This window comes from Sulfitobacter sp. HI0027, from assembly GCF_001634775.1.
GTDB lineage: Bacteria > Pseudomonadota > Alphaproteobacteria > Rhodobacterales > Rhodobacteraceae > Sulfitobacter.
Window position 1 is genome coordinate 1 of sequence record NZ_LWER01000354.1, and the last position, 14,019, is coordinate 14,019.

The window sequence follows — 14,019 nt, forward strand, 5'->3', positions numbered from 1 at the left end:
AGAATCAGGGTCGGTCTATAGTCAGGCCCGGGGCGGGGGGCCATAGGTATTGAGGGCGGGGTCACAAGGTCAGCCAAGGCCGCCGGTTCGGGCGTTTGCCCAAGGGCCAGCGCCACGCGGGGGCGGGAGGGAGTGAGCGCGGTCTGAATGTGCATCTTACCCTCCTTCGCAAGTGGGCGGCGCCGGGTGGTTCTTTTCAAGACCCCGCAAAACGTAGTGCTTTGCAGAGTGGGTCAATGGGCGGGCCAAGGCCCGCCCGACGGGCATCAGCCCTTGTCGATCGCTTCCTTGACCGCTTCGCCCAGCGTCGCGGGGCTGTCAGCCACAACGATACCGGCTTCCTTCATCGCTTCGATCTTGCTCTCCGCGTCGCCTTTACCACCGGCGACAATCGCGCCTGCGTGGCCCATGCGACGGCCGGGAGGGGCCGTGCGGCCCGCGATGAAGCCAGCGGTGGGCTTCCAACGGCCTTTTTTCTTCTCATCGGCAAGGAACTGTGCCGCTTCTTCTTCGGCGGAGCCGCCGATTTCGCCGATCATGATGATCGACTGGGTCTCGGGGTCGGCAAGGAACATTTCCAGCACGTCGATATGCTCGGTCCCTTTGATGGGGTCGCCGCCAATGCCGACAGCAGAAGACTGGCCGAGGCCCATGTCGGTGGTCTGCTTGACCGCTTCATAGGTAAGCGTGCCCGAGCGCGATACAACGCCAACCGAGCCGCGACGGTGGATGTGGCCCGGCATGATGCCGATTTTGCAGGCGTCAGGCGTGATAACCCCGGGGCAGTTCGGGCCGATCAGGCGCGACTTGGAACCTTCGAGCGCGCGGGCGACGCGGGCCATGTCCAGAACCGGGATGCCTTCGGTGATGCAGACGATCAGCTCCATCTCGGCGTCGATCGCCTCAAGGATCGAGTCGGCGGCGAAGGGGGGCGGGACGTAGATCACGGAGGCATTCGCCTCGGTCACGTGTTTGGCTTCGTGCACGGAGTTAAACACGGGCAGGTCGAGATGCGTCTGACCGCCTTTGCCGGGTGTCACGCCGCCGACCATCTTGGTGCCATAGGCTATGGCCTGTTCGGTGTGGAACGTCCCCTGCGAGCCGGTCAGACCCTGACAGATGACTTTGGTGTTTTCGTTGACTAGTACGGCCATGATTTCTTCCTTGGTCGGTGATATTTAATCCCGGGGGCAGGCCCCGGGGGCGTCAGGCGCGGTGCGCCCGGTTGGTGGGATGCGCCGTGGTCAGCGAAGGGCCGGGCCACAGCAGGATGGCGGCGAGGAACATGACCGGGATGCCAAGCTCCCCGATCTCCTCGACGACGAAGGCGGTGCGTTCGGCATCGGCGGAAATCTCGATCCCTAAGGGGGCGAGTTTGCGGGCGATGCCGTCGAGCAGTTTGTAAGCGACGGTGAAGCCGATCCCCATCAGGACGGCCCCGGCCCATGCACGACCGTGCCAGAGGGCCGAGAGATAGGGCCGGGCGTGACGCCAGAGCATGAGGAAAATCGCGGTGACGATCGACGCAAGGATCAGGGCGGCGATCAGCCGTTCGGCCAGCGGGACGCCCTCACCAGTATATTGCCGCGCTTTAAAGAGCCCGCGGGTGAAAAGGCTTTTGTCGAGGTCCAACTCGCGCGCCGCCATGACCGCCAGCACCAGCGGCAGATACCAGACCCGCAGCACCGCGCCGCGCAGCGTCCAGACCAGCGCCACAATGCAGAGCAGGTAGCCCACGACCGAAAGGTTTTCGTAAAAACCGCCTTCGGCCAGCAGGGTGGTTTGCGTGGCAACCGGGAGGGCGTTCACGACCACCATCTGCACGGCAAAAGCCACGATAAGGGCGAGGATCACCCACCAGCCGGTGCGAGAGGAGGAGAGCGCCCGCGTCATAGGCCCGCCTTTTGCGCAGCGCGGTCGCGCTTGGCCGCTTTGGGCATAAGGGGAGCGGACGACAGGACAGGCATCAGTAAAGCTGCTCATCTTGATCAGCCAGCAGATCCAGCAGCCGCAGGGTCAGCAGACCCGCGCCCATGATCATCAGGCTGCGCCCAATGGAGCCGGTGAGGTTCGACGGCAGGATCATCGCCAACCCGTTGCGCGACTTGCGCGCGGCGCGCCGCAGACCGCGGTCGCGGCGGTGATGGTTGGCAGGCTCAGGCAGACGCAGGGCGTCGGGGTGCCATTGCCGGATCAGAATGCCGGCCCCCAATAGCGCAATGCCCGTCAAGACGGGGGAGGATTTGGGAGATTGATCCATACTGACCTCATTGCTCATCGGGGCATCATTGGGTGGGCGCGGCGCGGCGTCGTCGCATTTGCCCCTGCCGCACGGGGGCGGCAAGAACGGTGATATCGGCCACCCCCGACCGGCGCGAAAGCCGTGCGGGGATGGCCGGGGAAGGGCTTAGCCTTTGACCGCTTTCACGATCTTCTGTGCGCCATCTTTCAGGTCGTCGGCGGCGATGACATCAAGACCGGAGTTGTTGATGATCGCTTTGCCTTCTTCGACGTTGGTGCCCTCAAGGCGAACAACCAGCGGCACTTTCAGACCGACTTCTTTCACCGCAGCGACAACGCCCTCGGCGATGACGTCACAACGCATGATGCCGCCAAAGATGTTAACCAAGATGCCTTTGACGTTCTCGTCGGAGGTGATGATCTTGAAAGCTTCGGTGACTTTCTCTTTGGTCGCACCGCCGCCCACGTCGAGGAAGTTGGCAGGCTCGGCACCGTAGAGTTTGATGATGTCCATGGTCGCCATGGCAAGGCCCGCACCGTTCACCATGCAGCCGATTTCACCGTCGAGCGCGATGTAGTTCAGGTCATACTTGGAGGCTTCGAGTTCTTTCGAGTCTTCCTCGGTCTCGTCGCGCAGGTTGGCAATGTCGGGCTGGCGGTACATGGCGTTGCCGTCAAAGCCGACTTTCGCGTCGAGCACTTTCAGGTCGTTGCCGGGCATGACGATCAGCGGGTTGATCTCAAGCATCTCCATGTCTTTGTCGACGAAGGCTTGGTAAAGCTGACCCATCAGTTTGACGCACTGCTTGACGGCTGTGCCTTCAAGACCCAGCGAAAAGGCAACGCGGCGGCCGTGGTAGGGCTGGTAGCCGGTGGCCGGATCGACAGAGAAGCTGAGGATTTTTTCGGGTGTCGCTTCGGCGACCTCTTCGATGTCCATGCCGCCTTCGGTGGAGCAGACAAAGGAAATGCGGCTGGTCTGGCGGTCGACGAGCAAGGCGAGGTACAATTCGCGCTCAATGTCGGAACCGTCTTCGATGTAGATGCGGTTGACCTGCTTGCCTGCGGGGCCGGTCTGGTGGGTGACCAGTGTCTTGCCCAGCATCTTTTTGGCTTCTTCAGCGGCTTCTTCCACGGATTTGGCAAGACGCACACCGCCTTTTTCGCCAGCTGCTGCTTCTTTGAAGCTGCCTTTGCCGCGACCGCCCGCGTGGATCTGCGCTTTGACAACCCAAAGCGGTCCGTCCATTTCGCCGGCTGCGTTCTTGGCATCTTCTGCCTTCAGCACAACGCGGCCGTCGGAGACAGGGGCGCCATAGCTGCGCAGGAGGGCTTTTGCCTGATATTCGTGGATGTTCATGAAAACGGTCCCGTTTCTGTTCCAGTTGCCCCGTAGTATGGGGATGACTTTCGTTCCTGTAAGGGTTTTTTCGGAGAAAGCCGGGATTGACCAGCTAAAAATGCGTTTTGTGATCACACGATAAATACGTGTGATCACAAATGCGCTCAACGGCTCCGAATCGGCTGATTTTTGCTTGTATTGCGGGGGATAGCTGGCCCGACGAAAGGGGCGGGCCAGCGCTTTAGCGGGGCATGAGCGCCCAGTAATCGAGGTCAAGCAGAACCTCGGGGCGGTATTTGCCCGCCGCGTCACGCAGTTCGAACGGCGCGCCGCCTTTGGTCGCGACCAGCCGCAAACGCACAGCGCCAACACCGGGGGCTGAAGTCTCGGCCTTGTCGAGCACTTCGGACCAAGCGCGAATGGTATCACCGGCAAGGCAGGGGTTCGCATGCGCCCCGCCGTTCAGACCCACGACCATCTGCGCATTGGCCAGCCCGTTGAAGGACAGCGTCCGCGCCATTGAGATCACGTGACCGCCATAGATCAGCCGCGACCCATCCGGGCGGGCGGAGGTGTCGAAATGCACTTTGGCCGTGTTCTGCCACAGGCGCGTGGCCATCATGTGCTCGGCCTCTTCGATCGTGACGCCGTCAACGTGGTCGATCTTTTCACCCACGGCGTAGTCGCCCCAGCGGTGCGGTTCTCCGGCTTGGGCGAAGTCGTAGTTGGAGAAGTCGAGGCCCTGCGGGATGTGCAATTGATCCACGGACAGGGCGTCGGGCAGATCGGGCACGATGGTCTCGGGCGCGGGGGCGTCGATATCGCCTTTGCGGACCATCACCCAGCGGACATAGTCGAGCACCTTTTCATCGTTTTGGTTCAGCCCCGTGGTGCGGACCCAGACAACGCCGGTCTTGCCGTTGGAGTTCTGCTTAAGGCCGATGACCTCGCTTTCCGCGCGCAGCGTGTCACCGGGCCAGACGGGCCGCAGCCAGCGGCCCTGGGCATAGCCCAGGTTGGCCACGGCATTGAGCGAGACATCAGGCACGGTTTTCCCAAAAACGATGTGAAAGGCGATCATATCGTCGAGCGGGCTGGCCTTCAGCCCGCAGGACTGGGCGAAACTATCGGCAGAATAAAGCGCGTGCCGCGCGGGGTAGAGCGCGTGATAAAGCGCGCGTTCGCCCGCGCCGACGGTGCGGGGCACCGCGTGATGCAGCACCTCGCCCAGTTGGTAGTCTTCGAAAAAGCGGCCGCGGTTGGTTTTGCTCATCACTGCTCGCCCAGTTTGGTGTCGGGCGAATAGGTGCCGGGGGCGTCTTTCACCACCGCTTGGCCGCAGCGCATGACACCGGCCTTGTGGTCCCATGTCTGGGTCGGGGTGCCGTAAAGCTCCCAGCCTTTGTTCAGCGCGTCGGTGACCTTGTGGCAAAAGGCGGACGTGTCTTCTTCGGAGAGGAAGCGGTAAACTTTCATGGAAGGCTCCGGGTCAATGAGGGAAGGGAATAACGCCGAGCCATGTGTGAATGCCGGCGACGAGGACAAAGAGGATCGTGGAGATCACGATGAGACGGATATAGGTGGCGCGGCCTGCGTGGGGCGGGGGTGTCCAGCCCGGCTCGGCGCGGTTGATGAGGATCACCTCGCTCACCGCCCAGCCCAGCATGGTGCCAAAGAGCAGGATGGAGGCGAGATCACCGTTGACCAGTAGGTGTGCCGTGGCCCAGATTTTCACCGCCAGCAGTTGCGGGTGGCGGGTTTTATAGGCGGGCCACGCTTTGGCCCCCTTGGCGGCGCTTGAGCCGAAGACCCAGAAGGCTAGCAGCATCAGAAGGTTATTAAGGTGCGTCAGGAAGCTCGGCGGGTTCCAGACCGGAAGGAACTCCGCCGCGCGATAGCCCCAGATGATGAGGGCCAGCGCCACGACCAATGCGGCGGCCACCGCGCCTCGGCCCGCGGTGCCCATCTGCGCCCGTTGGACGGGCATCAGGCGTTTGAAAAGATGGGCACCGATCCAAAGGATCAGACCGAGGATAAGGATTGTCATGGCGAGGGCTCCGGGCTCATGGCTGCAATTGCCGCCAGTTTTGCCAGTGTTTCGCGGGCGGTGGCAACATGGAGATTTTCCACGATCTTGCCATCGACAACGGCCACACCTTGGCCCGCCGCCTGTGCCTCTTCATAGGCGTCAATCTGACGGCGGGCGAGGGCGGCTTCGTCTTCCGACGGGGTGAAGGCCGCGTTGGCGATGTCGAGCTGGGCGGGGTGGATCAGCGTTTTGCCGTCAAAGCCCATGTCACGGCCCTGTTGGCATTCGGCTTGCAGCCCGTCATCATCCTTAAAGGCGTTATACACCCCATCGATAATTGCCACGCCATGCGCCTTGGCGGCCAGCTGGCAGAGGCCCAGCCCTGTGATCAGCGGCAGGCGGTCGGGGCGGAAGCGGGTTTGCAGGTCTTTCGCTAGATCATTGGTGCCCATGACCATGGCCTGCAACTGGCGGTGCCCGGCGATGGCGGCGGCGTTGAGCATGGCACCGGGGGTTTCCATCATCGCCCAGAGCGGGATGTCGCCCACAATCTCGGTCAGCGCTTCGAGATCGGCGGGGGATCCGACCTTGGGCAAGAGAATCGCGTCGGGCTGCATCGCGGCGGCGGCACGGGCGTCATCGACGCCCCATTCGGTGTCCAGCCCGTTGATCCGCACCACCCGCATCCGCGCGCCGTAGCCGCCTGTGGCAAGCGCCTCAGCCAATGTTTCACGTGCGGCGACTTTCTCCTCGGGGGAAACGGCGTCTTCGAGGTCAAAGATCACCGCGTCGCAGGCCAGTCCCCGCGCTTTGTCGAGGGCGCGGGGCTTGGAGCCGGGGATGTAGAGAACGGAACGCAGCGGGCGGGTTGTGGCGGTCATGTAAGGCTCCTCGGGCAGGGCGGCGCATTGACCGCCTAACATTGTTGCGCACAGAGGGGCATTTTTGTGCGAAAACTTCAAGGCAAAATATGCCGCAATGCAGCGAACCCGTTGCGCTGTTTTGCGGGCGGCAGATTAACCAGTCCTTCAGGCTTGAGGCGCAGTCTCTTGCGCATCGCATCTGCCGCACCCTTTTGCAAAGCGGATGCAGTCATTTCAACCAAGGCTGCCTAAGGGCCGGTGCGAAAGACGCGCATTGTCATCCCCAAGGGTCACGCCTTTTGATGCAAAGGCAGATGCTATGTCAGGTTTCGTTAAATTTATCCACCTCGCGGCACTCACCGCCGCCTCTGCAATCGTGCTGGCCACGACGACAGAGGCGCAGACCCCGCGCAACTGCGCGCCGCGCGATCATGTGGTGCTGCGGCTGGCCGACGGATATGGGGAGACGCGCCAGTCGATGGGGCTGGGTGGCGATAACGCGGTGATGGAGGTTTTCGCGTCAGATCAAACGGGCAGCTGGACGATCACGGTGACCGGGGTCAATGGGATCACCTGTCTGGTCGCCTCGGGGCAGGGATTTGAGGCATTGGCCGAAGCATTGCCTGCCAAGGGCGAAGACGCCTGAAAAGGGCGATATTGACTGAACGCGCGGGCGGCCATTGGCCGCCTTTCCTGTGTCTGGGCCAAGGTGGCGCGATCTATTTATTTGCGTGGCAGTGGAACTGGATAGGGCCATCCGGGTTGTGGTTCCAGAAGAGCAATTAACGCTCAATTTTGGAAGGAGTACTACAATGAAACGTTTTCTGAGCACCACAGCCATCGTACTGACAATGACCGGCGCAGCCTTTGCGGAAGCGCATTCCGAAGGCTTTGGCAACGTTGCTGTTGAACAAACAGACTTCCTTGCATCCGACCTGATCGGCATGCGCATTTACAACTCTGAAGCCGAAGTCGACGCGGCCACCCCCGTTGCCAATGGCGCAGAGCAGGAATGGGATGACATCGGCGAGATCAACGACATCATCGTGTCGAAAGACGGCGAAGTGACTGCCGTTATCCTCGGCATCGGCGGTTTCCTTGGGCTGGGCGAACGTGACGTTTCCATCTCCATGGACAAGATTCGCATCCTGAACGACGAAGACGGCGACCGTTTCCTCGTTGTGAACACCTCGAAAGAGATGCTGGAGCAAGCGCCCGAATTCGAACGTCCCATGATGGACGGCGAAGCGATGGAAGGCGAAGCGATGACCGAGACTGACGACAACGTCACCGTCGTCACCAACGGCGAAACCGAAACCGAGGAAATGGCCAACGAAGTAGAGGCCGAGACCGAGGAAATGGTTCAAGACACCGAGAACGCGGCCGAGAACCTTGAAGCCGAAACCGAAGAGATGGCCAACGAAGTAGAGGCCGAATCCGAGGAGATGGAGCAGGAAGCCGAAACCATGATGGAGAACGCAGAAGCCGAGACAGAAGAAGCTGTCAACGAAGCGGAAGCCAACACCACCGTGATCACAGGCGACGAAACTGTTGAGCGTGAACTGCTGCCGCGCCCCGAGGTTGAGCGTGAAGGCTATGCCGCTGCCGAAGCGGACATGATCCAGCAGATGAGCGCTGACGACCTCGAAGGTTCCTATGTCTATGGTGCCAACGACGAAACCGTGGGTGAGATCGACACTCTGCTGATCGGCGACAACGGCCAGATCGACCGTGTTGTCATCAACGTCGGCGGTTTCCTTGGTCTGGGCGAAAAGCCAGTAGCCGTGACCTTTGACGAACTGCAGGTTCTGAAAAACGTAGAAGGTGACGATGTGCGTATCTACATCGACAGCACCGAAGAGCGTCTGGAATCGCAGCCTGAGTACCAAGGCGACTAATCTTTCGCCTTAAGTTTCAGCAATTGGCCGCCCCACGGGGCGGCCTTTTTCGTGGCAAGGGCGGGGGTTAGCCGCTATTCAATGCTGCAACTTGCACGGGACCGTGCATTTCGGTATCTCCGGCGCAAATGAAACCTCTGTCGGAGACATGACCATGGCCAGACCCAAGATCGCGCTTATTGGCGCGGGGCAAATCGGCGGCACTCTCGCCCATCTCGCAGCGTTGAAGGAATTGGGCGATGTCGTCCTTTTTGACATTGCCGAGGGCACACCCGAGGGCAAAGCTCTCGATATCGCGTCGTCGGGCCCTTCAGGCAAGTTCGACGCCACCTTGTCGGGCACCCAAGATTACGCCGACATCGCAGGCGCGGATGTCTGTATCGTCACCGCCGGTGTTGCACGCAAGCCGGGCATGAGCCGCGATGACCTGCTGGGCATCAACCTCAAGGTTATGAAATCCGTGGGCGAGGGCATTGCCAAACACGCCCCCGACGCTTTCGTGATCTGCATCACCAACCCGCTTGATGCGATGGTCTGGGCGCTGCGTGAATTCTCCGGTCTGCCGCACAACAAGGTTTGCGGCATGGCAGGCGTGCTTGATAGCGCGCGTTTCCGTCACTTCCTCGCGACCGAGTTCAACGTCTCGATGAAAGACGTCACTGCCTTCGTTCTGGGCGGCCACGGCGACACAATGGTGCCGCTGGTGCGCTACTCCACCGTTGCAGGCATCCCGCTGCCCGATCTGGTAAAAATGGGCTGGACCACGCAAGACAAGCTCGACGCGATTGTGCAGCGCACCCGTGATGGTGGCGCCGAGATCGTTGGCCTGCTGAAGACCGGTTCGGCCTTCTATGCGCCTGCCACTTCCGCCATTGAGATGGCCGAAGCTTATCTGAAAGACCAAAAGCGCGTGCTGCCCGCAGCGGCGCATGTCGATGGTGCCTATGGTCTCAACGGCTTTTACGTCGGCGTGCCCACCGTGATCGGTGCTGGGGGTGTCGAGCGCGTCGTCGAGATTTCGATGAACAAAGACGAGCAGGCGATGTTCGACAACTCCGTCAACGCGGTCAAAGGTCTGGTTGAAGCCTGCAAAGGCATCGACGAGAGCCTCGCGTAAGCGCCAGAGCATACCAATTGGAAAGCGCGTCCCTAGCGGGGCGCGCTTTTTCGTTCCGGGGGAGGTGCTGGATTTGTGATCACACCATAATCTGCTGTGATCACAAAAACGGGCAGGACCACATCACCTTGTCATTTTTCCACCGAAACACCGGCCAAACCCCGCAGATTCCCCGCAGTTCCCCGTGACAGTCCTGTAAAAACCGCTATCAAGATGCAAAGCACAGGACAAAGCACAGGACAAAGGACCGCGCCATGGCCGATGTGAACCGGGGTAACCGCCCGCTTTCCCCGCATTTGACGATCTACCGCCCACAATTGACCTCTATGACGTCGATTCTCACCCGGATCACCGGCAACGCGATGTTGATCACCGCGCTGTTGATCGTGTGGTGGTTCCTCGCTGCGGCGACCTCGGCGGAGTATTTCGATACCGTGAACGGGATCATGACCAGCTGGTTCGGTGATCTGGTGTTCACCCTGTCGCTCTTGGGGCTGTGGTATCACACGCTGGCCGGCATCCGGCACCTGATCTGGGACACGGGCCGTATGCTCGACGTGCCGACCGCTGAGAAGCTGGGGCTCGCCGCATTGATCGGGTCGGTCGTGCTGACCATCCTGACCATCATCATCGTTTGAGGAGCGACACCATGGCATACATGACAGATCGCAAACGCGCCCGTGGCCTTGGCTCGGCGAAAACCGGCACCGCGCATTTCTGGGCGATGAAAGTGTCCTCGCTGGCGCTTTTGGTGCTGATCCCGCTGTTCGTCTTTACCTTCGGCAGCGCGCTTGGCGGGACATATGACGAGATTCTCGCCTATTACGCGCGGCCTTTCCCGGCCATCGTGGCGGCCCTGACGCTGATCGTGGGCTTCAAACATTTCAATGACGGCGTGCAGGTTTTGATCGAGGACTATGTCCACGGGCTGGCCAACAAAGTCGCCCTCATCGTGATGACCATCATCAGCTACGGCGCAGCAGCGGTCGGCGTTTTCGCCATCGCCAAGCTCGCCCTGTAAACAATACGCCCAAACGGGAGACCGATTAAATGGCAGCATATGAATATGAAACCCACGAATATGACGTTGTCGTGGTGGGGGCAGGCGGTGCTGGTCTGCGCGCGACTTTGGGCATGGCGGAGCAGGGGCTGCGCACGGCCTGTATCTCCAAGGTTTTCCCAACCCGTTCGCACACCGTGGCGGCGCAGGGTGGCATCGCCGCGTCCTTGAGCAACATGGGCCCGGACAACTGGCAGTGGCATATGTATGACACGGTCAAGGGGTCGGACTGGCTGGGTGACACCGACGCGATGGAATACCTCGCCCGCGAAGCGCCCAAGGCGGTTTACGAGCTTGAGCATTACGGCGTGCCGTTTTCGCGCACCGAAGAAGGCAAGATCTATCAGCGTCCCTTCGGCGGCCACACCACCGAATTTGGCGAAGGCCCCCCCGTGCAGCGCACCTGTGCCGCCGCCGACCGGACCGGCCACGCGATCCTACACACGCTTTACGGCCAGTCGCTGAAGCAAAACGCGGAATTCTTCATCGAGTATTTCGCCATCGATCTGATCATGTCGGACGACGGTGTCTGCCAAGGTGTGCTCTGCTGGAAGCTCGACGACGGCACCATGCACCTGTTCAGCGCCAAGATGGTCGTGCTGGCGACGGGCGGCTATGGCCGTGCGTACTTCTCGGCCACGTCGGCGCATACCTGCACCGGCGACGGTGGCGGCATGGCGGCCCGCGCAGGTCTGCCGCTGCAAGACATGGAATTTGTTCAGTTCCACCCCACCGGCATCTACGGTGCGGGCTGCCTGATCACCGAAGGCGCACGCGGCGAAGGTGGTTACCTGACCAACTCCGAAGGCGAGCGTTTCATGGAACGCTACGCGCCGACCTACAAAGACCTCGCCTCGCGTGACGTGGTTTCGCGCTGCATGACGATGGAAATCCGCGAAGGCCGCGGTGTGGGCGAAAACAAAGACCACATCCACCTGCACCTGAACCACCTGCCGCCAGAAACGCTGGACCTGCGCCTGCCGGGCATCTCGGAATCCGCGCGTATCTTTGCCGGTGTGGACCTGACCAAAGAGCCGATCCCGGTACTGCCGACGGTGCACTACAACATGGGCGGCATCCCCACGAACTATTGGGGCGAAGTGCTGAACCCGACCGCCGACAACCCCGACGCCATCGCACCCGGCCTGATGGCTGTGGGCGAGGCGGGCTGTGCTTCGGTCCACGGTGCGAACCGTCTGGGCTCCAACTCGCTCATTGACCTCGTGGTCTTTGGCCGCGCCGCCGCGATCCGCGCCGCCAAGATCGTCGACGCCGACAGCCCGGTGCCCGCGCCGAACCTTAAATCGGTGGAAAAGGCATTCGATCGTTTCGACGGTCTGCGTAATGCCAAGGGCGGCACGCCCACCGCCGAGCTGCGCCTCGAGATGCAGAAAACCATGCAGGCCGATGCCGCCGTTTTCCGCACCGATAAGACGCTGGAAGAGGGCCGCGAGAAGATGATCGAAGTCGCTGACAAGCTGAACGACCTGCATGTCACCGACCGCAGCCTCGTGTGGAACTCGGACCTGATGGAGACGCTGGAGCTGACCAACCTCATGCCCAACGCCACCGCCACGATCACCGCCGCCGCTGCGCGGAAAGAGAGCCGTGGTGCACACGCCCATGAGGACTACCCGGATCGGAACGACGACGAATGGCGCAAGCACTCGCTGGCGTGGTTCGATGGCAATGACGCGAAACTCACCTACCGCGCCGTGCACCTCGATCCACTGACCAAAGAAGACGAAGGCGGGATCGACATGAAGAAGATCGCCCCCAAGGCACGGGTGTATTGATGGTTCGCACAGCACTCATCGCGGCCACGTTGTTCGCTCTCTCGGGCTGTGTCGAAGTCCAGCAGGCGGTGGATGACACCGCCCGCCAAGGCTCCAAAGGCGTGGTGACCGAAATCTTGGCCACCCGCTTTCCGCAGGTCCCCAAAGAGCTGATCACCCCCTTCACCGACTGCATCATCGACAATGCCGACGCGCTGGAACTGCGTGAATTGGCCCGCGCCGCCGTGGTCGGCGTGGATGACACAACAGCGGGCACCGTGCGCACGATCCTGTCGCGCCCCGAGACCCGTACCTGCCTGCTGGCCGCCGCGCCCGCAGCTGGCATGACGCTTTAGGAGACGCACAATGGTTCAACTGACGCTTCCCAAAAACTCCCGCATGACCAGCGGTAAGACATGGCCCAAACCGCAAGGCGCCGCCAACCTGCGTGAGTTCCACATCTACCGCTGGAACCCCGACGACGGCAAAAACCCGGCGCTCGACACCTATTTCGTCGACATGGACGATTGCGGGCCGATGATCCTGGATGCGCTGATCAAGATCAAAAACGAGATTGACCCCACGCTGACCTTCCGCCGCTCCTGCCGCGAGGGCATCTGTGGCTCCTGCGCGATGAATATCGACGGCATCAACACGCTGGCCTGCACCTACGGCATGGAGGAGATCAACGGCGTGGTCAAAATCTACCCGCTTCCGCATATGCCGGTGGTCAAAGACCTGATCCCCGACCTGACCCACTTCTACGCCCAGCACGCCTCAATCCAGCCCTGGCTGGAAACCGAGACGCCTGAGCCGCGCAAAGAGTGGAAACAGTCGATCGACGACCGTGCCAAGCTCGACGGGCTATATGAGTGCATCATGTGCGCCTGCTGCTCGACTTCCTGCCCCAGCTACTGGTGGAACGGCGACCGCTACCTTGGGCCAGCCGCCTTGCTGCACGCCTACCGCTGGATCATCGACAGCCGGGATGAGGCCACGGGCGAGCGACTGGACGACCTCGAAGACCCGTTCAAGCTCTACCGCTGCCACACGATCATGAACTGCGCCAAGACCTGCCCCAAGGGGCTGAACCCGGCAGCGGCGATTGCCAATATCAAGAAACTGATGGTCGAACGGACCGTCTAAAGACAACAGGGCCCGGCCAAGCGCCGGGCCTTTGGTTATCTTATGATCCTGCCCTTCATCATCGTTATCGTCTTTGTGATCGTGCTGATCTTTGCCCGCCGCAATGCGCCCACACGCGATTGCCGCTGGCGCGAAGACCGGACCGGCGACAAGGGCGCTTTGCGCAAATACCACTGCGTGGCCTGCGGGGCCGAAGCCTACCGCAGCGAAGGCCCGCCGGATCGCTGCCTCAAAGGGCTCGACACGCCGCGCCTGTGACATTGCCTTTGCCGTGAACTCGCCGCACACTCCTTTCAAAAGGGGAGAGGCGCGATGGGCAGTGAGACTTTCAACGCAGATGTGATCGTGGTCGGCGCGGGCTTGGCTGGCATGGTGGCCGCTCACGAAGCGGTGCTGCGCGGGCGCCGGGTTCTGCTGCTGGATCAGGAAGGGCCGCAAAGCCTTGGCGGACAGGCGTTCTGGTCGCTTGGCGGGCTCTTCATGGTCGACACGCCCGAGCAGCGCCGCATCGTGAGCGGCCACCATGCCAGCCAAGCCCGCGCCGACCA

General features: G+C 61.5%; 18 protein-coding genes. 10 read left to right on the forward strand and 8 right to left on the reverse strand.

What is annotated here, in order from left to right:
* Positions 1 to 266: 266 nt before the first annotated feature.
* The 8 genes from sucD to A3722_RS16850 all read right to left on the reverse strand — a co-directional run bounded on the left by sucD (position 267) and on the right by A3722_RS16850 (position 6,493).
* Positions 267 to 1,154 (reverse strand): succinate--CoA ligase subunit alpha, encoded by an 888-nt coding sequence (sucD, locus tag A3722_RS16815; protein WP_067630488.1) that lies wholly within the window; start codon positions 1,152 to 1,154, stop codon positions 267 to 269.
* A 52-nt stretch (positions 1,155 to 1,206) separates the two neighbouring features.
* Positions 1,207 to 1,893, reverse strand: coding sequence for a hypothetical protein (locus A3722_RS16820; protein ID WP_067630485.1), 687 nt, complete (start codon positions 1,891 to 1,893; stop codon positions 1,207 to 1,209).
* A gap of 73 nt (positions 1,894 to 1,966) precedes the next feature.
* Positions 1,967 to 2,260 (reverse strand): hypothetical protein, encoded by a 294-nt coding sequence (locus tag A3722_RS16825; RefSeq protein WP_067630494.1) that lies wholly within the window; start codon positions 2,258 to 2,260, stop codon positions 1,967 to 1,969.
* 147 nt (positions 2,261 to 2,407) lie between these two features.
* Positions 2,408 to 3,601, reverse strand: a complete 1,194-nt coding sequence (sucC, locus tag A3722_RS16830; protein ID WP_067630482.1) for an ADP-forming succinate--CoA ligase subunit beta — start codon at positions 3,599 to 3,601, stop codon at positions 2,408 to 2,410.
* Between the two features lie 223 nt (positions 3,602 to 3,824).
* Positions 3,825 to 4,856: a MaoC family dehydratase gene (locus tag A3722_RS16835; RefSeq protein WP_067630479.1), complete on the reverse strand. Its 1,032-nt coding sequence runs from the start codon at positions 4,854 to 4,856 to the stop codon at positions 3,825 to 3,827.
* Positions 4,856 to 5,059, reverse strand: coding sequence for a DUF1737 domain-containing protein (locus A3722_RS16840; RefSeq protein WP_067630476.1), 204 nt, complete (start codon positions 5,057 to 5,059; stop codon positions 4,856 to 4,858). Before A3722_RS16840 ends, A3722_RS16835 begins: the two co-directional genes overlap by 1 nt.
* A 13-nt stretch (positions 5,060 to 5,072) precedes the next feature.
* On the reverse strand, positions 5,073 to 5,630 hold the full coding sequence (locus A3722_RS16845; RefSeq protein WP_067630473.1) for an NnrU family protein: 558 nt from the start codon (positions 5,628 to 5,630) through the stop codon (positions 5,073 to 5,075).
* Positions 5,627 to 6,493, reverse strand: coding sequence for an HpcH/HpaI aldolase/citrate lyase family protein (locus A3722_RS16850; RefSeq protein ID WP_067630470.1), 867 nt, complete (start codon positions 6,491 to 6,493; stop codon positions 5,627 to 5,629). Before A3722_RS16850 ends, A3722_RS16845 begins: the two co-directional genes overlap by 4 nt.
* 301 nt (positions 6,494 to 6,794) lie before the next feature.
* Here A3722_RS16850 and A3722_RS16855 point away from each other — a divergent pair, with 301 nt between their 5' ends.
* From A3722_RS16855 to A3722_RS16900, 10 genes are all read left to right on the forward strand, one after another.
* A complete protein-coding gene (locus tag A3722_RS16855; protein ID WP_067630467.1) occupies positions 6,795 to 7,121 on the forward strand; it encodes a hypothetical protein in 327 nt (108 codons plus the stop codon).
* Positions 7,122 to 7,287: 166 nt separating this feature from the next.
* Entirely contained in the window at positions 7,288 to 8,373 is a 1,086-nt protein-coding gene (locus A3722_RS16860) for a PRC-barrel domain-containing protein (RefSeq protein ID WP_067630464.1), read from the forward strand.
* Positions 8,374 to 8,527: 154 nt separating this feature from the next.
* Positions 8,528 to 9,490: a malate dehydrogenase gene (gene mdh / locus A3722_RS16865; protein ID WP_067630491.1), complete on the forward strand. Its 963-nt coding sequence runs from the start codon at positions 8,528 to 8,530 to the stop codon at positions 9,488 to 9,490.
* 254 nt (positions 9,491 to 9,744) lie between these two features.
* Entirely contained in the window at positions 9,745 to 10,128 is a 384-nt protein-coding gene (sdhC, locus tag A3722_RS16870) for a succinate dehydrogenase, cytochrome b556 subunit (protein ID WP_067630461.1), read from the forward strand.
* 11 nt (positions 10,129 to 10,139) lie between these two features.
* Positions 10,140 to 10,511 carry a succinate dehydrogenase, hydrophobic membrane anchor protein gene (sdhD, locus tag A3722_RS16875; protein WP_067630457.1) on the forward strand — a complete coding sequence of 124 codons (372 nt, stop codon included), beginning with the start codon at positions 10,140 to 10,142 and terminating at the stop codon, positions 10,509 to 10,511.
* Positions 10,512 to 10,540: 29 nt separating this feature from the next.
* A complete protein-coding gene (gene sdhA / locus A3722_RS16880; RefSeq protein WP_067630456.1) occupies positions 10,541 to 12,346 on the forward strand; it encodes a succinate dehydrogenase flavoprotein subunit in 1,806 nt (601 codons plus the stop codon).
* A complete protein-coding gene (locus A3722_RS16885; RefSeq protein WP_067630454.1) occupies positions 12,346 to 12,681 on the forward strand; it encodes a hypothetical protein in 336 nt (111 codons plus the stop codon). The genes sdhA and A3722_RS16885 overlap by 1 nt, the downstream gene beginning before the upstream one ends.
* A gap of 10 nt (positions 12,682 to 12,691) precedes the next feature.
* The gene (locus tag A3722_RS16890; RefSeq protein ID WP_067630452.1) at positions 12,692 to 13,471 is read left to right on the forward strand and encodes a succinate dehydrogenase iron-sulfur subunit; all 780 of its coding nucleotides are present in this window, start codon (positions 12,692 to 12,694) and stop codon (positions 13,469 to 13,471) included.
* A 42-nt stretch (positions 13,472 to 13,513) separates the two neighbouring features.
* Entirely contained in the window at positions 13,514 to 13,729 is a 216-nt protein-coding gene (locus tag A3722_RS16895) for a hypothetical protein (RefSeq protein WP_067630449.1), read from the forward strand.
* Between the two features lie 54 nt (positions 13,730 to 13,783).
* Positions 13,784 to 14,019: FAD-dependent oxidoreductase (locus A3722_RS16900; RefSeq protein WP_150120535.1), on the forward strand; the 236-nt coding region annotated here is incomplete at its 3' end.